The 20,603-nt window shown below is 72.5% G+C and carries 22 protein-coding genes; 6 read left to right on the forward strand and 16 right to left on the reverse strand.

Annotation, left to right across the window (positions count from 1 at the left end; translation table 11 throughout):
• Positions 1-35 precede the first annotated feature (35 nt).
• A complete protein-coding gene (locus ACIO9J_RS23015; protein ID WP_402002522.1) occupies positions 36-251 on the reverse strand; it encodes a hypothetical protein in 216 nt (71 codons plus the stop codon).
• Positions 252-400: 149 nt separating this feature from the next.
• Here ACIO9J_RS23015 and ACIO9J_RS23020 point away from each other — a divergent pair, with 149 nt between their 5' ends.
• The gene (locus ACIO9J_RS23020; protein WP_402002525.1) at positions 401-874 is read left to right on the forward strand and encodes a GNAT family N-acetyltransferase; all 474 of its coding nucleotides are present in this window, start codon (positions 401-403) and stop codon (positions 872-874) included.
• Positions 875-894: 20 nt separating this feature from the next.
• On the opposite strand, the gene ACIO9J_RS23025 is transcribed toward ACIO9J_RS23020, so the two are convergent.
• The 6 genes from ACIO9J_RS23025 to ACIO9J_RS23050 all read right to left on the reverse strand — a co-directional run bounded on the left by ACIO9J_RS23025 (position 895) and on the right by ACIO9J_RS23050 (position 7,474).
• On the reverse strand, positions 895-2,466 hold the full coding sequence (locus ACIO9J_RS23025) for an MFS transporter (RefSeq protein ID WP_402002528.1): 1,572 nt from the start codon (positions 2,464-2,466) through the stop codon (positions 895-897).
• A 15-nt stretch (positions 2,467-2,481) separates the two neighbouring features.
• Positions 2,482-4,035 carry an MFS transporter gene (locus ACIO9J_RS23030; RefSeq protein WP_402002531.1) on the reverse strand — a complete coding sequence of 518 codons (1,554 nt, stop codon included), beginning with the start codon at positions 4,033-4,035 and terminating at the stop codon, positions 2,482-2,484.
• Between the two features lie 89 nt (positions 4,036-4,124).
• A complete protein-coding gene (locus ACIO9J_RS23035; protein ID WP_402002534.1) occupies positions 4,125-4,727 on the reverse strand; it encodes a sigma-70 family RNA polymerase sigma factor in 603 nt (200 codons plus the stop codon).
• A 118-nt stretch (positions 4,728-4,845) separates the two neighbouring features.
• Positions 4,846-5,595, reverse strand: a complete 750-nt coding sequence (locus tag ACIO9J_RS23040) for a hypothetical protein (RefSeq protein WP_402002537.1) — start codon at positions 5,593-5,595, stop codon at positions 4,846-4,848.
• Between the two features lie 111 nt (positions 5,596-5,706).
• Positions 5,707-6,984 carry a cation:proton antiporter gene (locus tag ACIO9J_RS23045; RefSeq protein ID WP_402002539.1) on the reverse strand — a complete coding sequence of 426 codons (1,278 nt, stop codon included), beginning with the start codon at positions 6,982-6,984 and terminating at the stop codon, positions 5,707-5,709.
• A 4-nt stretch (positions 6,985-6,988) separates the two neighbouring features.
• Complete coding sequence (locus tag ACIO9J_RS23050; RefSeq protein ID WP_402002542.1) at positions 6,989-7,474, reverse strand: cation:proton antiporter regulatory subunit; 486 nt, start codon at positions 7,472-7,474, stop codon at positions 6,989-6,991.
• A gap of 87 nt (positions 7,475-7,561) precedes the next feature.
• On the opposite strand from ACIO9J_RS23050, the gene ACIO9J_RS23055 reads away from it, so the two are divergent.
• Both ACIO9J_RS23055 and ACIO9J_RS23060 read left to right on the forward strand, forming a co-directional pair.
• Positions 7,562-7,990, forward strand: a complete 429-nt coding sequence (locus ACIO9J_RS23055) for a nuclear transport factor 2 family protein (RefSeq protein WP_402002545.1) — start codon at positions 7,562-7,564, stop codon at positions 7,988-7,990.
• A gap of 262 nt (positions 7,991-8,252) precedes the next feature.
• Positions 8,253-8,777, forward strand: a complete 525-nt coding sequence (locus ACIO9J_RS23060; protein ID WP_402002548.1) for a hypothetical protein — start codon at positions 8,253-8,255, stop codon at positions 8,775-8,777.
• 4 nt (positions 8,778-8,781) lie between these two features.
• Here the strand turns inward: ACIO9J_RS23060 and ACIO9J_RS23065 are convergent, their stop codons facing one another.
• A complete protein-coding gene (locus tag ACIO9J_RS23065; RefSeq protein WP_402002551.1) occupies positions 8,782-10,152 on the reverse strand; it encodes an AMP-binding protein in 1,371 nt (456 codons plus the stop codon).
• 196 nt (positions 10,153-10,348) lie between these two features.
• On the opposite strand from ACIO9J_RS23065, the gene ACIO9J_RS23070 reads away from it, so the two are divergent.
• Positions 10,349-10,879, forward strand: coding sequence for a GNAT family N-acetyltransferase (locus tag ACIO9J_RS23070; protein WP_402002554.1), 531 nt, complete (start codon positions 10,349-10,351; stop codon positions 10,877-10,879).
• A gap of 25 nt (positions 10,880-10,904) precedes the next feature.
• On the opposite strand, the gene ACIO9J_RS23075 is transcribed toward ACIO9J_RS23070, so the two are convergent.
• Positions 10,905-12,521: a sigma factor gene (locus ACIO9J_RS23075; protein WP_402002557.1), complete on the reverse strand. Its 1,617-nt coding sequence runs from the start codon at positions 12,519-12,521 to the stop codon at positions 10,905-10,907.
• Between the two features lie 247 nt (positions 12,522-12,768).
• Between ACIO9J_RS23075 and ACIO9J_RS23080 the strand changes: the two genes are divergently transcribed.
• Positions 12,769-13,182 carry an SsgA family sporulation/cell division regulator gene (locus tag ACIO9J_RS23080; RefSeq protein ID WP_402002560.1) on the forward strand — a complete coding sequence of 138 codons (414 nt, stop codon included), beginning with the start codon at positions 12,769-12,771 and terminating at the stop codon, positions 13,180-13,182.
• Between the two features lie 65 nt (positions 13,183-13,247).
• On the forward strand, positions 13,248-13,979 hold the full coding sequence (locus ACIO9J_RS23085; RefSeq protein WP_402002563.1) for a siderophore-interacting protein: 732 nt from the start codon (positions 13,248-13,250) through the stop codon (positions 13,977-13,979).
• Between the two features lie 37 nt (positions 13,980-14,016).
• On the opposite strand, the gene ACIO9J_RS23090 is transcribed toward ACIO9J_RS23085, so the two are convergent.
• From ACIO9J_RS23090 to ACIO9J_RS23120, 7 genes are all read right to left on the reverse strand, one after another.
• On the reverse strand, positions 14,017-15,030 hold the full coding sequence (locus tag ACIO9J_RS23090) for a Gfo/Idh/MocA family protein (RefSeq protein WP_402002566.1): 1,014 nt from the start codon (positions 15,028-15,030) through the stop codon (positions 14,017-14,019).
• A gap of 15 nt (positions 15,031-15,045) precedes the next feature.
• Entirely contained in the window at positions 15,046-16,272 is a 1,227-nt protein-coding gene (locus tag ACIO9J_RS23095) for a D-alanyl-D-alanine carboxypeptidase family protein (protein ID WP_402002569.1), read from the reverse strand.
• Positions 16,273-17,418, reverse strand: a complete 1,146-nt coding sequence (locus ACIO9J_RS23100) for a DUF998 domain-containing protein (protein ID WP_402002572.1) — start codon at positions 17,416-17,418, stop codon at positions 16,273-16,275.
• Between the two features lie 114 nt (positions 17,419-17,532).
• The gene (locus tag ACIO9J_RS23105) at positions 17,533-18,024 is read right to left on the reverse strand and encodes a glutathione peroxidase (protein ID WP_402002575.1); all 492 of its coding nucleotides are present in this window, start codon (positions 18,022-18,024) and stop codon (positions 17,533-17,535) included.
• Positions 18,025-18,120: 96 nt separating this feature from the next.
• Positions 18,121-18,750 (reverse strand): hypothetical protein, encoded by a 630-nt coding sequence (locus ACIO9J_RS23110; RefSeq protein ID WP_402002578.1) that lies wholly within the window; start codon positions 18,748-18,750, stop codon positions 18,121-18,123.
• A 52-nt stretch (positions 18,751-18,802) separates the two neighbouring features.
• On the reverse strand, positions 18,803-19,663 hold the full coding sequence (locus tag ACIO9J_RS23115) for an ABC transporter permease (protein WP_402002581.1): 861 nt from the start codon (positions 19,661-19,663) through the stop codon (positions 18,803-18,805).
• Positions 19,660-20,562 (reverse strand): ABC transporter ATP-binding protein, encoded by a 903-nt coding sequence (locus ACIO9J_RS23120; protein ID WP_402003576.1) that lies wholly within the window; start codon positions 20,560-20,562, stop codon positions 19,660-19,662. The genes ACIO9J_RS23115 and ACIO9J_RS23120 overlap by 4 nt, the downstream gene beginning before the upstream one ends.
• Positions 20,563-20,603 lie beyond the last annotated feature (41 nt).

Genomic DNA, 20,603 nt, shown 5'->3' on the forward strand with positions numbered 1-20,603 from the left:
AGGGCTGCCGAGGGCCCGCCCGACCGGTGCGATGATCAACGAGCTGGCCCGGAGCGGGAGTTGTGCGCCGACCGGCCGATCCCGACGTAGACATCCGGGCCGACCGTGCCGTACGACGTGGCGCCGGCCGAGCCGTACGGCACGGTGCTGCTCGCACGCTGGGGCGCGGTGCCTCTTGTGCCGTACACCTGCGAGCCGCCCGAGCCGCCCGAGCCGTACGCTGCCGCGCCGGTCACCCCGTACGCTGCCACGTCCACTGGGCCGTACGCCGCAGCCCCCGGCCGCTGACGGCGCGCGACCCCGCGGGCCCGCCCCGGCGTGCGCCACCCGTTCCCCGCTCATAGCGTGAAGTGCGCCCAAGGCGTGGCCTGGTGCCGCGCCCGCCGCCCTCGGAGGCCCCATGTCCACGCCCGCACCGTCATCGCGCCCGGAGATCGCTCTCGCGCCGATGACGGCCACTCATCTGGCCGATGTCCTCGCCCTGGGGCGCCAGGTCTACGACACGACGGTGAAGCCCTACACGTCCTGGTCGCTCTCGGCGATCGCCGGGCACATGGACGGCGAGGCGTCCGCCTGCTGGGTGGCGCTGGACGGGGAGAGGGTCGCCGGGTTCGTGCTCGGCTCGATGGGCTTCGACCAGCGTGCCGACTGGGGCAACCTGGAGTGGATCGCCAGCGCGCCCGCGTACCAGGGGCAGGGCATCGCGAGCCGCCTGGTGAAGGCCTGCGTCGCGTCGCTCACCGAGGCGGGCGCGAGCGCCGTCGTCACGGACGTCGAGTCCCGCAACACCGCATCGGCCGCGCTGATGCGGCGCAACGGCTTCGAGGCGAGCGTGTCGGTCACCCTCTTCGTACGGGAGGCGGGGGCCTCCTAGCCCGGAAGCAGCCGGGTGGCCTACGCCTCGTCGCGCACCCCCGGCTCCAGCGGCGGCGCGTTCACCCCCAGGCACGTCTTGCACTGCGGCTCGTTGCCCTTCTCCGCGTGCCAGGCGGCGGGGCTGGGCCTCACGAACAGCGCCGCCGCGAACGCCGCGAGGACGAACAGCGCCGCGCACATCACCGCGGCCTTGCCGAAGGCGGTGTTCAGCGCGTCCGGGTCGGCGTACGCCGTGCCGGTCAGGCCCACCGCGAGCGGCAGCCCCGCGACGACGAGCAGTTGGGCGATGCGCGCCGCGGTGTTGTTGACGCCGGACGCGAGGCCCGCGTGGCTCCCGTCCACCGAGGCGAGCACGGTCGCGGTGAGCGGCGCCACGAACAGGCTCATGCCGAGGCCGAGCACGACCACCGCGGGCAGCACCTCCGTGACGTACGAAGCCCCCGGCCGGATCCGCAGCATCAACAGCACCCCGGCGGCGGCCACCAGCGGTCCGGCCATCAGCGGCAGGCGCGGGCCGATCCGCCGGGCCAGGTCACCGGAGTACGCGGAGAGCAGCAGCATCAGCACCGTGATCGGCAGCGTCGCCGTGCCCGCCTGCAGCGCGTCGTAGCCGAGCGTCGTCTGGAGCTGGACGGGCAGCATGAACAGGATGCCGCCGATCGCCGCGTACAGGCACAGAGTCATCACGTTGGCCGCGGAGAACAGGCGTGAGCGGAACAGCGTCAGGGGCAGCATCGGGTCGCGCCTGCGGTGCTCGACCAGGACGAAGGCGGCGCCCGCCGCCAGACCGAGCACGCCGGGAAGCACCGCGCCGGCCGCCGACGAGTCACCGGACGCGCCGATCAGCGAGAAGCTCACGCCCGCCAGGAACAGCGCGGCCAGGCACGCGCCCGGCACGTCGAACGGCCGCGCGGACGCCGACTCGTCGCGGCTCTCCGGCACGTGCCGCACCGCGACCAGGACGAGCGCGGCGAGCGGCACGTTGATGAGGAAGATCCACCGCCAGCCGGGACCGTCGATCAGCCAGCCGCCCAGGAAGGGCCCGATCGCGCCCGCCACGCCGCCGAGCCCCGACCAGGCACCCACGGCGCGCGCCTGGTCGTCGGGGCGGTACGAGGAGCGCACGAGCGCCAGCGAACCGGGGGTCAGGAGCGCGCCCCCGACACCTTGGAGCGCCCGCGCCGCGATCAGCGTCCCCGCGTTCTGCGCGAGCCCGCACAGCGCGGAGGCGAGCGCGAACCACACCACGCCCACGATGAGCGTGCGCCGCCGCCCGACGCGGTCACCGAGCGCGCCGCCGAGCAGCAGCAGCGCCGAGAGCGTGAGCATGTAGGCGTTGACCACCCACTGGAGGGCGGAGATCGAGGTGTCCAGGTCCCTGCCGAGCGTGGGCAGGGCGACGTTGACCACCGTCCCGTCCAGCATCGCCATGCCCGACGCGAGGACCGCGCACGCGAGCACCCAGCGGCCGCGCGCCGAGGAGAGCGCGACTCCGCCCTCACCCGCGGGGCCCGTCGGGCCCGTCGAACCCGCGGAGCCCGTCGAGCCCGCGGACCCCTCAGAGCCCGATCCCTCGGAGACCGACGCCATCAGGTCACCCCCGCCCTACATGTGCACCGCGCCGCCGCCCGCTTCCGTCGCGACCGGGGCCCCTCTGCGGTACAGGACGACCGTAACGACCAGGCCCACGGCGAAGAAGAGGGCCGACCACCAGTACGCCGTCGAGTACGACTGCATCGCGGACTGCGCCTGCACCTCGGGCGTCGGCTTCTTGCCGACGAGGTAGTTCGACGCGGCCGTGGTGGCGAGCGTGTTGAGCAGCGCCGTACCGATCGAACCGCCCACCTGCTGGCTGGTGTTGACCATCGCGGAGGCCACCCCGGCGTCGTGCGCGGCGACCCCTGCCGTGGCCATGCTCATCGCGGGGGCGAAGATCAGCCCGAGCCCGAGCCCGGCGACGAGGAGCGGCGGCAGGACGTGCGCGGCGTACCCGCTGGTCGTGTCAAGGGCGGTGAGCCAGGCCATGCCCGCGGCCGAAAGGCCCATGCCCAGCGGCACGATGGGCTTGGCGCCCATCTTCGGCAACAGGTTGTTGGTGGTCACCACCGAGGCCACCACCATCACCGCGACCATCGGCAGGAAGGCGAGGCCGGTCTTCACGGGTGTGTAGCCGAGGATCTGCTGGAGGTAGTACGTCAGGAACAGGAAGACGCCGAACATGCCGGCGCCCGAGATGAACATGGCAAGGAACGAGGCGCCGCGGTCCCGGTCGAGCACGACCCGCAGCGGGAGCAGCGGATGCGCCGCCCGCGTCTGCCACCAGGCGAACGCCACGAGCAGCACGGCGCCGACCACCAGGAACCCCCAGGTCTGCACGTCGCCCCACTCATGGGTCTCGGCGTTGGAGAAGCCGTAGACGATGCAGAAGAGACCCGCGGAGACCAGCAGCGTGCCGGGCACGTCGAGCTTGGGACGGTCCGGGGGAGCGCCCGCGTGCAGCAGCCGGGCGCCGCCGATCATCGCGGCGACGGCGAAGGCGAGGTTCACGTACAGGCACCAGCGCCAGTTCAGGTACTCGGTCAGCACACCGCCGAGCAGCAGTCCCACCGCGCCGCCCGCGCCCGCGATGGCGCCGTAGATGCCGAAGGCCTTGGCGCGCTCGCGCGGATCCGTGAACGTCGTGGTGAGCAGCGAGAGCGCGGCGGGCGCGAGCAGCGCGCCGAACACGCCTTGCAGCGCGCGGGCCGCCACCAGCATCGAGAAGCTGTTGGCCGCGCCGCCGAGCGCGGAGGCGAGCGCGAAGCCGGCGAGCCCGGACAGGAACACGAGCTTGCGCCCCACCAGGTCGGCGATGCGCCCGCCGAGCAGCAGCAGCGAACCGAAGGCGAGCGCGTACGCGGTGACGATCCACTGCCGGTTGCCGTCGCTGAACCCCAGGTCCCGCTGGGCGGAGGGCAGCGCGATGTTCACGATCGTCGCGTCGAGCACCACCATGAGCTGGGCCATGCCGATCACGGCGAGGATCAGCCAGCGGTGCTCGTGGCGCCCGCCTCCCGTGTACGGCACGGAACCAGGTGCCGAACCGGATGTCCCGGCATCGCGGACGGAGTCGGTACCGGGCGGAACGGGCTCCGAAGCGGGTATGGACGAGCTGTCCATGGTGACCTCCAGACACCCCCGCACCACGCTAAACGCACTGCTCGGAGGCCGCGACCGGGACCTCCGGGCAGTGCGTGGAGCCCGCTCGGTCAGGCGGCGCGGTCGGCGGCGAGCAGCAACGCGCTCACCCGCTCCCGCGCACGCGCCACCCGGGAGCGCACGGTGCCCACCGGGCAGCCGACGGCGGCCGCCGCCTCCGCGTACGGCAGCCCGGCGAGCTGGGTCAGGACGAACGCCTCACGCCGCGGCGCGTCGAGCCCGGAGAGGAGGTCGAGCAGGGCCACGCCCTCCTCGAAACCGGGCAGGCCGCGCGGCTGCGCCCGCTCGGCGGCCGCCTGCCAGTCGCCGGTGTCGGCGATCCGCGGCCGCGCCGCCGCCCGCCGGAACCGGTCGGCGACGGTACGGCGGGCGATGGCGAGCAGCCAGGTACGGGCACAGGCTCGCGCCGCGTAGCCGGGCAGCGAGGTCAGGGCCCGCAGGTACGTCTCCTGGGTCAGGTCGTCCGCACCGTGCAGATCACCGCTGAGGTGGGCCACGAAGCGCCAGACGTCGCGCCGGGTGGCCCGCACGAACCGTTCGAACGCCTCGGCGTCGCCGTCGCGGGCCGCGAGCGCCCACTGGGTGATGAGGTCGTCGCGGGCCGGGTCCCCGCCGGGCGCGCCGGACAGGGGCCGCAAAAGGGTAGGAGTCATCGCGAAAGGTCCTTCGGTGAAGGGAGTTCGGAAGCGGCGCGGCGCACCCGGCCGGGCACTGCGGACCCGGGGGCGCGGACGCCGAAAATCCGCCCGGCACCGAGGGGTGCGGGCGGTATCAGGAACTGACCGGAAGAACCGGTGGACCTCTGCGGGAGACGACGTACTGAAGGAGGACCCCGCGCAGCCGCGGCACGGGCACGAGCGCGCCGACGCGCGGCGGGGCGGGGGGAAGGGCCGCGACGAGGATCCGCAGGACGAGGCGGAGCGGCACGAACAGGGCCGCGGCGAGCGCCCGTCCGGTGCGGAACGCGGCGGCCTCGCCGCGCCACAGCCACAGGGCGCAGATCAGGGCGGCGACGACGTGGGCGAGGAGCATGCCGAGGGCGCTGTGGCCGAAGAGCGACATGATCCACTCACCGGCGTCGCCGGAGTGGGACCCTGGGGCGGTCCCGGCGCCGGACCCGGAGGGCATCGGCATCGCATGGTTCATGTGGTTCATGGAATCCATGCCGCCACCGCCGGTCGCCTCCGCACCGCCAGCCGCCCCCATGCCACCGACCGCCCCCGCGCCACCGTGCGCGGCGGTGCCGCCCGCCCCGGCCGGTGCGCCGAACCGCTGGGCGAAGCCGAACAGTTCGTGCAGGGCGAGCTGCGCCGCGACCGTGGCGGAGGTGACCGTCAGGGCGCCGCGCTCACGGCCGGTCAGCCACCACGCGGCGGCGGCCGTGGCCGCGAAGGCGTAGCCGACGGCCCACCAGGGCAGCGGGGCACCGGACATGAGCGCGTGCCCCAGGGCCGTCACCACCACGCACACGGCCGCGAACACGGCGGCTCGTGCGAGGCGGAACGCGGGCCCTGAGGTCATGGGGAGCATCGTGCCAGCAGGGCGGGCGGTGCCGGGCGGCGAGTCCCGAAGTTGCCCGGTGTGTACCGAGCTGCACCGCCCGGCACGTCCGCCGGCCGACCCGCGGGCGACCTACGAGCGGTCGCGCGCGTCCTGCCCGTCGAGGTTCTCGACCGGCTCCCTGGGTCCGGGCAACTGCGCGGCGGCGGCTTCGACACCGTCACCCGCGGCGACGGACGAGGCCCGCCTGCGCGCGAGCAGTTCGCCCACGAAGCCCGCGATGGGCTGTGTGTAACGGGCGGTCAGCGGGCCGACGATCACCAGGATCAGCACGTACGCGGTGGCCAGCGGGCCGAGCGAAGGCTCGATCCCGGCCGCGACCGCGAGCCCCGCGATGACGATGGAGAACTCGCCGCGCGCCACGAGCGCGCCGCCCGCCCGCCACCTGCCCTTGACGGACACCTGCGCACGGCGGGCCGCCCAGTAACCGGTCGCGATCTTCGTGCAGGCCGTGACGACGGCGAGCGCGAGCGCGGGAAGCAGCACCGGCGGAATGCTCGCCGGATCGGTGTGCAGCCCGAAGAAGACGAAGAACACCGCGGCGAACAGGTCGCGCAGCGGCGAGAGCAGCGAGTGCGCGCCCTCGGCGACCTCTCCGGAGAGCGCGATGCCGACGAGGAACGCGCCGACGGCCGCGGAGACCTGGAGCTGCTGGGCGATGCCCGCGACCAGGATGGTCAGACCAAGTACCACCAGGAGCAGCTTCTCCGGGTCGTCACTGGAGACGAACCGCGAGATGAGCCGCCCGTACCGCACCGCGAGGAACAGCACGAGGCCGGCCGCGCCGAGCGCGATGGCGAGCGTGAGACTGCCCGCGGCCAGACCGACTCCGGCGAGCAGCGCGGTGATGATGGGCAGGTAGATCGCCATCGCCAGGTCCTCGAGGACGAGGATGCTGAGGATGACCGGCGTCTCGCGGTTGCCGACCCGCCCGAGGTCGTTGAGGACCTTGGCGATGACGCCCGACGAGGAGATCCAGGTGACGCCCGCGAGGACGACGGCGGCCACCGGGCCCCAGCCCATGAGCAGCGCGGCGATCGCGCCCGGCAGCGCGTTGAGGGTGCAGTCGACCAGACCGGCCGGGTACTGCGTCTTGAGATTGCTGACGAGGTCGTTGGCCGTGTATTCGAGGCCGAGCATCAACAGCAGCAGGATGACGCCGATCTCGGCGCCGATGGCGACGAACTCCTCGCTCGCGCCGAGCGGGAGGAGACCGCCCTCGCCGAACGCGAGCCCGGCGAGGAGGTAGAGGGGTATCGGCGAGAACTGGAAGCGCCCCGCGAACCGGCCGAGCAGGCCGAGGGCCAGGATGATCGCACCGAACTCGATCAGGAAGACAGCGGAATGCACGCGATCACTCCCGCCCGAGTATCGTCGCGGCCGTCTCCACGCCTTCGCGCGTGCCGATGACGATGAGGGTGTCGCCACCCGCCAGGCGGAAGTCGGGGGCGGGCGACGGGAAGGCGTCGGCCCTGCGCAGTACGGCCACGATCGAGACGCCGGTCTCGGTCCGCATCCTGGTCTCGCCGAGGAGCCGGCCGTTCCAGTGCGAGGTGGCGGAGAGCAGGACCCGCTCGGCGACCAGGCCCAGGTCGGTGGTGTGCAGCAGGTTCGGGCTGTGGTGCGAGGGCATCAACGCGTCGATCAGCGCGTCCGCCTCGCCGGAACTCAGCTTCAAGGACAGCGCGCACTCGTCCGGGTCGTCGGACCGGTAGGCGCTCAGCGTGCGGGCGCCGTCCCGGTGGGCGACCACGGAGAGACGGCGCTGTTCACGGGTCGTCAGGTCGTAACGTATGCCGATGCCTGGGAGCGGCGTACGACTGAGTCGTGATGCGGGCACAGCTTTCCCCTTGTGCAAATAGGTGATCTTTCGGGGAGTCACCCTATCGGGGCCAAGTATTGGCAAAATTCACGCGCGGAGGCCGTCATGCCCAGAACGCCGCAGGAGATCTTCGAGAGTTACGTCCGCGCCGGGACCGTGTCCCACGACGCGGACGCTCTGGCCCGGCAGTTCACCGAGGACGGCGTCTTCGAGGCGCCGCTCCTGCCCGCCGACGCCGCCTTCCCGAAGCGGTTGGTGGGCCGCGAACAGATCCGCGCCGGGATGGCTGAGTACTACGCGCGCCAGGCGAGCAGTGAACGCGGGCCGAACTTCGCGAAGTCCGGCTACGTCCTGCACACCACATCGGACCCCGACGTGTTCATCGCCGAGATCGACACGGTCTTCGACGGGGAGGGCGGCGACGGGGAGGGCGGCGCCGAGGACATCACCGTCTCACTCGTCCAGATCTTCCGCGTCAGGGACGGGAAGATCGCCCGGCTGCGGGACTACTTCGCGCCCGACCTCACGGGCTGAGGCGACGGTGGCGCCAGCCTGGTGCCAGATGTGGTGTCACGTTCTTTTCCGCGCGACGAGAAAGCCCCTGTCCCTCTGGCCAGGGGCTTTCTCGTACCCACCGACTGCTGGTGCCACTCGATGCGAACTCGGTGCCATAAATGGCTCCACAGTGGCGCCATAGATGTGCCATGATGATGCACGTACAGCGCACCCCGGCCGCACCGGCCGAGGTGCGCGTTTCGTGGAGCGGGTCATCACGAGTCATCAAAGGGGCGGGGTCATGGAGACAGCAGAGAGCCAGCGGCAGTCGGCACCCGGCGCCTTCGTCGCGTTCGCGCGCTTCGTGCTCTGCGGCGGCGGTGTCGGTCTCGCCTCCAGCTTCGCCGTGGCGGGTCTCGCCTCCTGGCTTCCCTGGGCCCTGGCCAACGCCCTGATCACCGTGGTCTCCACGCTGCTCGCCACCGAACTGCACGCCCGCTTCACCTTCGGCGCCGGCGGCCGCGCGACCTGGCGCCAGCACACGCAGTCGGGCGGCTCGGCGGCGGCCGCGTACGTGGTCACCTGCGCGGCGATGCTGGTCCTGCAGCAGCTCGTCGCGTCACCCGGAGCGGTCATCGAGCAGGTCGTCTACCTGTCGGCCTCCGCGCTCGCCGGCGTCGCGCGGTTCGCGGCGCTGCGCCTCGTCGTCTTCGCCCGGAACCGTTCGCAGTCCGTCGTCACCGGCCGCGCCGCGCGTCCCGTGACCGCGACCGTGGCCCGCGCCTCGGCCCCGGCCGACCCCGCGCGGCTCTGCCCCGCCGCCTGACCCGTCAGGCGGGGTCGGCGAGGTGGCCGGTCACGACCAGGTCCCCGGCCGGAGTGCGGCGCGCGAGCGCTCCGGTGCGGAAGTAGCCGTCGGGGGTGAAGGTGCGCGCGTCGTGGTCGGGCGCCCGGTAGTGACCGCGCGGGGTGTACGGTCCACGGCCGAGCAGCTCACCGGATGCGCCGTCGGGTACGTCCCTGCCGTCGGAGTCGACCAGGCGGATCTCATCATCCGGCGAAAGCGGGCGGCCCTGCGTGGTGCGTACGGTCTCGTCCGGATCGGTGGGGCGGGTGAACAGGAGCGGCCCCTCGGCCCCGCCGAACACCCGCTGCGGTCGGCAGCCCCACTCGGACCCCATCCGCTCGACGGTCGTACGTGCCAAGGCGCCGCCACCGCTGATCGGGCCGACCTCACTGATCTGTACGAGCCGCAGACTGCTCAAGTCGGCCTGGGCCGTGGGGAGTCCGTCGAGCCAGCGCTCGGCGTCGGCGGGTGTCACGGAGGTGAGAGTGACCTGCTCCCGTTCGACGAGCGGCAGGCAGGCGCCGGGTTCCGCGTTCTCGGCGAGGACGACGGTGCCGCCGACGGAGAGCGTCCCGACGATGCCAGGGCAGCCGAAGGCGAAGGGGGACCCGGCGGGCAGCGCGGCCAGATAGACGTCGTCCGCGGTGAGTGACACCAACTCGGCGGCGGCTCGCGCCTGATGGACGTAGTCGTTGTGCGTGCGCGGCACGAGACGGGGCTCCGTGGTGGGGGCCCCGTCGGCGGGCAGCAGGAACGCCACCTGGTCGGCGCTCTGGGCGACCGCCCGGTCGGGCGGCGCGTCGATGGAGGACAGCGGGAAGTAGTGGCAGCTCGACGCGTCGACCCTCATGCCTCCGAACGGGGACGAGGTGCCCGGCGCCTCGTAGCTGAACACCCGCCGCAGGAAAGGCCCTTCGGCCGCGATGTCCGCGGCCATCGCCGTGTGGTCGAAGCCCTGGTACGTCGAGGGGCCGACGTAGCCGACGGCCTGCGTGAGCCGGACGAGCGGGGACACCTCGGCCGTGCGGTGCGGGAGCGGGCAGAGGACGGGGACCGCGCCGACGCGCATCAGCGCGAAGACGGTGACGACGAACTCGGGCACGTTCGGCAGCTGGACGACGACCCGCTGCCCCGGCCGCAGCCCGCGCAGCCGGAACCCGGCGGCCACCCGGTCCACGCGCCGGTTCAGGTTCGCGTAGGTGAGGCGGGTGTCATCGTGCACGAGCGCGGTCCGCGGCCCGTACTCCAGGGCCCAGCCGCGCAGCAGATTGTCCAGCGTGTTGCCACTCCAGTGCCCGGCCGCCCAGTAGCGGTCGACGAACTCCTCGGGCCAGGGCGTACAGCCGTCGAGCATGAATGTCCTTCGCTTGCCGCGGTGTTGACCTTGGCCACCCAATCCGCCGAGGCCTCCGAACGGCAATGCGCGTTCCGGACCATGAGCGCCGACGCGCATCGGTGGAAACTCCAAGGGGCGTCGTTGACCTGGGGGAAAGCGTGCGCACCGGGGAGCCCGAGGGGGACCACGAGCGGTTGATCACTAGGCTGCTGCCGTGAACGACACCACGCCCCGCGTACGCATCCGTCCCGGCGGCATCGCCGACGCACCTGCCGTCCTCGGCATGCTCGACGCCGCCGTGGTCTGGATGAACGCACGCGGCAACACCGAACAGTGGGGTACGACTCCGTACTCGCGGAAGCCGGGCGGTACGGAGCGCGTCGAGCGGTATCTCACCGAGAACGCCCCGCACATCGCGGAGTCGGACGGCACGCCGGTCGGCGCGCTGGTGCTGGACTCGGGCCCCAGCCCGCAGCTGCCGATCGCGCCCGCCGGGGAACCCGAGCTGTACGTCCGGCTGCTCGTCTCCGACCGGCGCCGCGCGGGCCTCGGGATCGGCGCGGCGCTCCTGGCCCATGCCGAGGAGGAGGCCCGGCGGGCCGGCGTGGCGCTGCTGCGGCTCGACTGCTGGGCGGGTGGCGGTGGCGAACTCGTCGCGTTCTACGAGCGCAACGGGTTCACCCCCGTCGACAGCTTCGTCTCCGGCGACTGGCCTGGCCAGGTTCTCGCCAAGCGGGTCGCCTGACGGGCGGACGTCCGCATCTGCGCCCCTATGGCTGGTGGCAGATGTAGATCGGCCCGATCCAGGGCTCGCAGACCGGGGGCTCGGGTGTGGGTTCGACCGGTGTCGGGTCGACGGGTGTGGGCTCCACCGGCGTGGGGTCGACGGGCGTAGGCGTAGGGGTGGGTGTCGGCACCGTATCCGTGGGGGTGGGCGTGGGTGTAGGCGTCGGCGTCTCGACCGGTGGTGTCGCGGGAGCCTCTGTCGCAGGAGTCTGTGTCGCGGGAGGTCGCGTCGCCGGACCCTGGGTGTGCGGGGGCGGGGCGGGCGCGTCCGGCTTCTCGGCGGGATTCTCCGCCTCGGGGCGTTGCGCGGGCGGCCCCGCGGGCCGCTGTCCGGACGACTGCCCGGAACCCGTCTCGGACTTCGGCGCCGCACCTGGCTTCGGTGCGCTGCCCTGCTTCTGCTCAGGCGCCGCCTTTCCCGGCTCCGGCTCCGCGTCCGTGCCCTTACCCGTGCCCTTCTCCTGCTCTGTCCCCTTCTGCGGCTTCTCCGGCGCCTGCCATGGCGGCGGGGGCGGCTGCGGCACCCCGCTCTCCGCGGTGACGACCCGCTGCTGCGGCAGCGAAGGCTCGTCGGAGCCGGTGAGCACGAGCCCTGCGGCGACGGCCGCCCCGGCCACCGTCGTGGCGACCGCTCCCGCCGCCACGGCGGACATCTTGCCGCCGCCGGTGAGGACGTGCCGCATGCCGTGCAGCAGACCACCGCCGTGGCCCGCCGCGGCGCCCGTCGCCGAGCCCGCGGCGAGCGGCAACAGGAACTTGCCCGAGCCGCCGAGGACGAAGACCAGGAGCGCGGGCCCCGCGAGCGCGGGCAGCCGGGTGTTGGCGCGGGTGAGCAGCGCCAGCCGGGCGCGGCAGTCCGCGCAGTCGTCGAGGTGGTCGAGCAGCCGCTCCGACTGCCGGGGTGACGCCTCGCCACGGATGTGTCCTGGCATCCGGTCCCAGTGCGGCTCGCACGCGGGATTCTCCGGCGTGCCGGGATGTGCGCGCAGGAAGGCCTGGCGCATGCCTTCGCGCGCCCGGTGCAGCAGCACCGCGGTGGCGCCGCGCCCGGCGCCGATCCGGCGCCCGATCGCGTCGAGCGGCTGCCCCTCGGCCTCGGCGAGCCACAACGCCTTGACCCACCGCTCGGGCAGCTGCCCGAGCACCCGCGTCAGGAGATCGACGGAGGAGACACGGGCCGCGGGATCCTGTTCCGCGCTTCCCGTACCCACCGTGCCGAGCGCGCCGAACGGCGAGTCGGTGAGGCCCGAGATCCCGACGGTCTCCGGGGCCTGCGGATCACGCGGCGTCTCGCGCCCCGCGGCGCCCCGCCCCACCGTGGCGGCGAGGTGCCGCACGGTCGTCATCAGATACGCCGGTACGTTCTCGATCTCGTGCCAGCCGGACAGCCGCCGCCACACCCGGAAGTGCGCCTCGGCGACGAGGTCGTCGGCGACCCATGAGTTGCCGGTGAGGGAGCGCGCGTACGCGACGAGACGAGGCTGTTGTTCCTCGAAGACGCGTGTGTAGTCCGCCGTGGCGGGCACACGGGCAGGCGCGACGGCCGGATCGGCGCGTCCGGCGGATATGCCGGAGGGGGCGTCGGCGGGGACGTCGGTCATGACAGGACACACTCCCGTTCCCACTGCGAGGGACTCGGACTGCGGGGGATTCGGACTGCGGGGATTCGGCCGAGTTCGAAACTCTAGGCGACAAATGTCCGAGTCGTGCGAGGGGAGTGGCGCAGGTCACATGGATCTCTTGGCGTGTTGCCGTAATGACCGGGCTGCTCACGGGGTCTGCACAGTACGAGGGTCATGGTCACGGCCGTGACCCCGGGAACCGGAACCGCAGAAGTGGAGCTCGATCATGGCCGTCACCCTCGAACAGCCCGCCCGCGCCCGCCTCATCACGTCCGACGGCCGCGAGCGCGCCCTGCCCGTGGTCCTGCGCTACTCGGCGGCCGATCCGCTCGCCGTCCAGATGACCTTCCCCGCGCAGGCGGCGCTCGACGGCGTGGAGGTCACCTGGATCTTCGCCCGCCAGCTCCTGGGGGAGGGTCTCAGCGCTCCCGTCGGCACCGGGGACGTGCACGTCTGGCCGTGCGGCAGGGCCCGCACGGTCCTGGAGTTCCACGCGCCGCAGGGGCTCGCCCTGGTGCAGTTCGACACGCTCGTGCTGCGCCGCTTCCTGAACCGGTCGTACGCCGTGGTGCCCGCGGGCGGCGAGGTGGCCGACCTCGATCTCGACCTGGGGCTCTCGCGGCTGCTCGGGGGTGTCTGAGCGTATTTTCTTAGGTTAGGCTCCCCTAAGAAGATCACGGGGTTCGCTCAGGGGAGGGGTGTGCGGTGGGGCATGGCTGGGAGGGTGTGGTCCTCAAGCTGCTGCGCGGCAAGGACTTCAAGTTCACGGTGACGAGGACCGACGAGGTCACCGAGCACTACCGCCGCATCCACGTCACGGACGGCGGCATGCTCGCCCTGACCGGCGTGCACCCCACGATGTGGGTGCGCCTCTGGTTCGACGACGCGGGCAAGCCGCACCAGCGCGCGTACACCCTCGTCGACCCGGACCCGGAGACGGGCACCTTCACTCTGGAGTTCGCGCTGCACGACGGCGCCGCCAGCGAGTGGGCGCGCAAGGCCGCGCCCGGCGACACGATCGAGGCGACGGTCCAGGGCACCGGCTTCGAGACGCCGGACCCGGCGCCCGCGCGGCTCTTCGTCGTCGCCGACCCCGCCTCGCTCCCCGCGGTCAAGTCCCTGCTGGGCGCGCTGCCCAAGACGCCCGCGACGATCTGGTTCGAGACGCAGCACGCCACCGACGGCGATCTGGACCGCCTCGGCCTGCGCCTGGACGCCGGCCTGCACGACGTGCGCACCGTCGAACGGCGGACCTCCGGCGGGCACCTCGTCCAGGAGGTGAAGGCCGCGCTGCCCGACCTGCTCGGCGACCCCGAGGACGCCTACGTATGGATCACCTGCGACACGACGACGACCCGCGCCCTGGCCTCGTACGTCCGCAAGGAACTGTCCGTGCCCAGGCACCGCGTGCACGCGCTCGGCTACTGGCGCTCCTGACCCGGCGGCCCCACGAGCGCCACGAGCCCCACGGCTCTCAGCCGTACAGCGCGGGCCGTTCGGCCAGTTCCACCGTGCTGCGCGCGCCCTCGCGCAGCGCGCGGACCCCGGCCTCGGCGACGGCGGCCGCCGCGTAACCGTCCCAGGCGCTCGGCCCGGTGGCCCGTCCCGCGCGGGCCGCGGCCACCCAGGCCCGTACCTCACGGTCGTACGCGTCGGCGAACCGCACCACGTAGTCCTGGGCGACGTCCTGCCCCGCCCGGCCCGCGGAGCGGACGGTCATCGACCGGTCCTCGCCCACCGTCGCGCTGCCGCGCTCGCAGACCGCCTCGCACCGCACCTCGTACCCGAAGCCGCAGTTGACGAAGATCTCCACGTCGACCAGCGCGCCGCCGGACGTCTCGAAGAGCACCAACTGCGGGTCGAGCAGTCCGTACGGGGCGTCGCCGGACGGCGTCGGGCGCAGCACCGTCACCGCGGTGATCTCCTGGCCGAGCAGCCAGCGGGCCGCGTCGATCTCGTGCGAGACGGAGCTGCTGATCAGCATCGACGAGGTGAAGTACGGCGGAGAGGCGACGTTGCGGTGCCGGCAGTGCAGCATCAGGGGCCTGCCGAGGCCGCCGGAGTCGAGCAGTGCCTTCAGGTCGGCGTACTCGGCGTCGTACCGGCGCATGAACCCCACCTGTATCAGGCGGCGCCCCAGCCTCGCCTCCGCCTCCACGATCCTGAGCGAGGAGGCGGCGTCAGGGGTGAGGGGCTTCTCGCAGAGCACCGGGAGGCCGCGCGCGCAGGCCGCGAGCAGGGCCTCCTCGTGCGCGGCCTCCGGCGAGGCCACCAGGACGGCCTCCACACCGGGCGCGGCGAGGGCCGCGAGCGCATCGCCGTGCACGGACACCCCGGAACGGCCCGCCACCGCCGCCTCGGCCCGCGCCGTGTCCGGGTCGGCGACCGCCACCACGCGGGCCCCGCCCACCGTCGTGCCGATCCGCCGCACATGGTCGGCGCCCATGTGTCCCGCGCCGAGCACGGCCACCCCCAGCGGATCGCCCACGTCAGCTACTCCTCGTCAGCCCTCACGGCGGCCATGCGCCTTTTCGAACAGCTTCGCGCGCGCGGCCGCGCGCCGGGCCACCGTAGCCCGTCGCCGCGCGGCCACCACGACGCCCCCGAGCACGGCGAGCGCACCCGCGCCGACCATGAGCACCGCGGGCCAGTCGGAGCCCTCGTCCGGTGTGCCGAGGATGGCCTGGGCGGCGGCGTGCGCCGGGCCCGGTGCCGTGCCCGCCGTCTTGGCCGGCGGCAGCAGCGATCCCACGGGCCGCACGTGCCCGGCCGCCGCGAAGCCCCAGTCGAGCAGCGACCTCGCCTCCTCGTACACGGCGTGCCCGCCGCCCGCCTGAGGGTTCATCACTGTCACGACGAGCGTGCGGCCGTCCCGCCGGGCCGCGCTGATCAGGGTGGAGCCCGCGTTGGTGGTGTAGCCGTTCTTCACACCGAGCAGGCCGGGGTAGGGCGCCACGCCGTCCGCGCCCGTCAGGAGCCGGTTGGTGTTCTGGATCGGGTACGACCAGCCGCCCGCGGGGAACTTGGCCACGCGGGTCGAGCAGTAGCGGGCGAACTCGGGATCCGCGAGCCCGGCCTTGCCGAACACCGCGAGGTCGTACGCCGAGGAGACCTGCCCCGCCGCGTCGTAGCCGTCCGGCGACACCACATGGGTGTCGTTCGCGCCGAGCTCACGGGCCTTGGCGCGCATCTGCCGCACGGTCTTGGGCACGCCGCCGTTGAGCCCGGCGAGCACGTGCACGGCGTCGTTCCCGGAGTTGAGGAACACGCCGCGCCACAGATCGGCGACCCGGTAGCGGCGGCCCGGCGCGACGCCCACCAGGCTGCTGCCCTCGCCGACCTGGTCGAGTTCGTGCGCGCCGACCAGGTGCCGTTCGTCGGCGTCGAGGCGGGGGAGCGCCGTGAGCGCGAAGAGGGACTTGAGCGTGGAGGCGGGCGGCAGCGGGCGGTGCGCGTTCCTCGCGGCGAGCACTTCCCCCGTCTTGGCGTCGGCCACCAGCCACGACAGCGCGGAGACGTCCCCCGGCACCGAGGGCACGCCGGGGGCGGGCCGCACCTGGACGCCCGGCCGGTCGAGGAGTGCGGACGAATACGCGGGAAGCGGCCGCGGCGGCGCGGGTTCGGCGGGAACCTCGGTCGCGGCGACCGGAGTCGACAGGAGGACCAGAGCCCCGACGGTGAGGGCCGCGGTGCGTACGGAGGAGGAGCGCGGAAGGTACCTGATGACCATTCAGCCACCGTAGGAGCGCGGCCCGGACTCCGCAGATCGGCTTGGACCGGCTGGAGGTATCACTCCGTCATCCGGCCCGCCTGGCAGGGCTGGTGGGGTGATCTGCGTCGGGGGCGGGGGTACGGGAGCGGGGGCACCGGGCGGTACGCCTTGGGCTCGCGGCGCGCCGGGCGCGGGGTCCTCACGTGTGGCCGCCCAGGCCCGCTGGAGCACGGCCAGTGCGATGACCGCGCACACCGCGTTGCTCACCAGATCGGCCGTCAGCGAGCCACCGCTCTCCGGGCGTACCGGGAAGGCGGTCCACACGTAGGTGAGCAGCGCCCCCGCGGCGAGCGCGCACACGTGGCGCTGCCCCCAGCCCCGCATGCGCGACCACCGCAGGACGGCCCGCACACCGGCGACCGCCACCACGCACCACACCGCGACGCCGACCCATTCGTAGGCGTCGGAGGTGACGAGGACCGAGGGCCCCCAGTAGAGACCCGTCCCGGCGAATGCCGCGGCGCCGACCAGCCACGGCGCGGGCGCGGAACCGGCGAGCGGTGCCGGCCGCCACGACCGGACGCGGAACGCGAGGACGACGAGGGTGGCGATGACGACGCCCGCGAGGGCCAGTTGGGCGGGCGACGCGAGGAAGTGCTCCTCGGCGTAGTTCCCCCAGAAGACGAGCCCGGCGCCGAGCACGTACACCACGCAGGTGAGGGCGAAGCCGGTACGGCCCAGCCACGGCGTGCGCCCGCGCCCCTTGACCCAGCACTCCACCAGCGCGATCGGCACCAGGATGGACCACACGGTGTGCAGCGCGAGGATCGCCTGCGTCAGCTCGACGCTCATCCCGAGCCCCGGCAGGAACGAGGGACCGTGCAGCAGGTCCTGCCCCGCGTACGAGTCGTTCCACAGGAGCTGGTCGACGGGCCCTTCCTCGATCAGCGCGTACGCGGCGGCGAGCAGGGCCATCGTCGGCCAGCCGCCCCCGTACCGCCGGGCCGCCTCGCGCACGAGGAGCGCGCCGCAGCCGTACAGCGGCGCGAGGACGATCCCGAGCCCGGACTCGGCCACCGTCAGATTGCCCAGCAGGAACTCGCCGACCAACGGGGCCAGCAGGAAGAGCGCGATGACGGGGCCGAACCGCCTGGTGGAAGCCACGCTCCGACGCTAGGCGGCGCGGCCCCGTCGTCGGATCACCCGAAAGTCGACGGCGCGGAATCCAAAGTCGCCGATGCCGCCGAGGTCGGGGCCAGGGGCCTGATCAGGCAGCGGTCAGGCGGGAAGAACCCTCTCGATCGCGGCGATGACCTCGGGGGCGTCGGGCTCGGTCTGCGGAGCGAACCGGGCGACGACCGCGCCGGACCCGTCGACGAGGAACTTCTCGAAGTTCCAGCGAACGTCCCCGGTGTGGCCCTCCGCGTCCGGGGTGTCGACGAGACGCGTGTACAGCGCGTGCCGCCCGTCCCCGTTGACGTCGACCTTCTCGGTCATGGGGAACGTCACGCCGTACGTCGCCGAACAGAACTCGGCGATCTCCTCGGACGTCCCCGGCTCCTGCCCCATGAACTGGTTGCACGGCACCCCGAGCACGCTGAACCCACGTGCCGCGTACTGCTCGTGCAGCCGCTCGAGCCCCGCGTACTGCGGGGTGAGCCCGCACTTCGAGGCGACGTTGACGATGAGGACGGCCTTGCCCAGGTACTGGTCCAGGCCGGCGGAGCCGCCCTGAAGGCGGTCGATCTCTACTGCGTCGTAAACAGACATGGTGCGGAGCGTACGCCGCGCCGCCGTGGTGTGACGCACCCAGCCCTGGTCCGGTGCCGTACTGATCCGGGCAGCGGCATCCCTCTCAGTCTGGAGCTATTGAAACTGCACGCTTCCAACGGATTGCGCCGCGATGATGTGGCAGTCGCCGACCTCTGTATCGGACGGGACGTGCGTCGACCATGCGCCGTTGGACGGGGGAGTCCAGTAGGGCCGGTCGACCGCCACGCCTGTATCCGCCACCTTGCCGCGGATTATGCGACCTGTGGTGAGGTGCACGGCTATGCGGAGCCGCACTTTTTCCTCGTGTGGCCAGCCCAGTTCGACCGAGGGGAGCACGTGCATGTTGCCGCTCTTCACGATGACCGGAAAGCCCACGTCGGCGAAGGACTGGTTCTTGGCGAAGAAGAGCACCACGGGGAGCGGGAAGGACATGGTGCGTCGCGAGCGGAGCAGGCCGAGGCGGCGGATGGTGCGTAAGCGCCACAGTGCCTTTCTGACGTACATGCCTCGGGGCTCGATCCATACGCAATACCCTCGGATGGCCACATCCAGGCGTCCCACGTTGATGGCGGTGGCCCCTACGCGCGAACGTCCATCACTGGGATGCTGACTTGCTGTCAGCTGGATACGCCCGCCCGTCAGGCGGTGACTCCAAACCTGCCACAGCAATCCAGCAGTTCCGGTTACGGCGCCGAAAATGGCGAGTGCGTCAGTCAGCGACATGGCGAGCAAGCGTAGGCCGTTCAGCGGGCGGGTGGACCGACTATGGCCGGGCTCAACCCACCCGCCGCAACGCCCTCTCCCGCCGAGCGGCCACGTTCGACCCCGATTCGCGGCGGGCCGTCCTGCGCAGCACCAGGGGGGCCAGGGCGAAGCCGATCGCGGCCCAGGTGGTCAGCGTCCCGAGCGTTTCCCACTGGCGCCAGGACTCGCCGATCTCGATCGTGACCGCGCTGTCGGGCAGCAGCGCGGCGCGCATGCCGAGGCCGAGCCAGTAGACGGGGAACACCTGCGCGACGGACTGCAGCCACTCGGGGAGCGTGGTGATCGGGTAGAAGATGCCGGAGATCGCGATGAGGCCGAGGACTGGCAGCTGGATGATGCCCTGGGCGCGGGTGCTCGTGAAGACCGAACCCAGCACCGCGCCGAACGGCAGCGTCGCCAGCATGCCGAGCACCAGGACCCAGGACAGCGTGAGCCAGGAGCCGGCGCCGGTGATGGACAGGCCTTCTACGAGGAACAGTGCGGGGACAAGGAAGATCGCGAGGTCGGCGACGAGACCGCAGGACACCGTGATGATCTTGCCGATGAAGTACCCCTGCATGCCGTGCGGCGTCGCCTTGGCCCGCAGCAAGGTGCCGTCCTCGCGTTCGGCGGTGAGGACCTGGCTCATGGTGAGCATGCCCATGGCCGCGTTCATGCCCAGGATGCTCGGCAGCGCCAGTGTGCCGAGCAGCAGCCCTTCGGACCCGAAGGACGAGTCCCGCATGAAGTACATGACGGTCAGCATCAGGACGGGCCACAGGAAGTGGGAGAGCAGGTCCGCGCCGTTGGTGAAGGACTGGATCAGCTCGACACGGCCGCGGGTCCAGCCCGCGCGCAGGGCCGTGGCGGTGAGGCGGGGAGTCCGCGTCATCGGGCCGCCTCCGTGGTCCGGCGCACCCACGCCAGGTAGGTGTCCTCCAACGAGGTCCGGTGGACCTCCAGTTCATGGATCGCGTCGCCGTGCTCGTGGAAGAGCCGGTGCGCGAACCGTGTCGAGTCGGCGGTCATCGCCGCGAAGCGCCGCCCGTCGCGCACCCAGCGCACCTCGTCCTCACCCGCCATCCGGCGTGCGAGATCCTCCGCCGTGCCGTCCGCGACGATCCGGCCCTCAGCGAGAATCACGATGCGGTCGGCGAGTTTCTCCGCCTCGTGGAGGTCGTGCGTGGTCAGCAGGACCGTGGTCGCGTGGACGTCGGCGAGGCGGCGTACCAGGTCGTGGAACTCCTGGCGGGCGGCCGGGTCGAAGCCGGTCGTCGGCTCGTCGAGGAAGAGCAGCTCGGGACGGCCCACGATGCCGATCGCCACGTCCAGCCTGCGCCGTTGGCCGCCCGACAGGTGCTTGATCTTCTTGCCCGCGTGCGCGGTCAGCCCGACCGCCTCGATCAGTTCGCCGGTCTCCCACGGCCTGCGGATCAGTTCCGTGGAGTACGCGGCGTAGTACGCACCGAGGTGCGCGAGCAGTTCCCGCACCCGCCACTTGCCGTGATCGCGCCAGGACTGCAGGACGACGCCGATACGGGCCCGCCACCGTTCGTCACCGTGGGCGGGGTCCGTGCCGAGCACCTGGACACGGCCCGCCGACCTGGTGCGGAAGCCTTCCAGGATCTCGATCGTGGTGGTCTTGCCCGCGCCGTTCGGCCCGAGCAGCGCGACCACTTCCCCGTGGCGGGCCCGGAACGTCACGTCACGCAGCACGTCGTGCGTGCCGTAGCGCATCCGTAGTCCTTCGACATCGAGCGCGGTCGCACCGCGCGCCGTCGTCATCGCCATCGTCGTCATGCCGCTCTACTCCTGTCGCAGCTGTTCAATTC

Source organism: Streptomyces sp. NPDC087300, assembly GCF_044744425.1.
Lineage (GTDB): Bacteria > Actinomycetota > Actinomycetes > Streptomycetales > Streptomycetaceae > Streptomyces.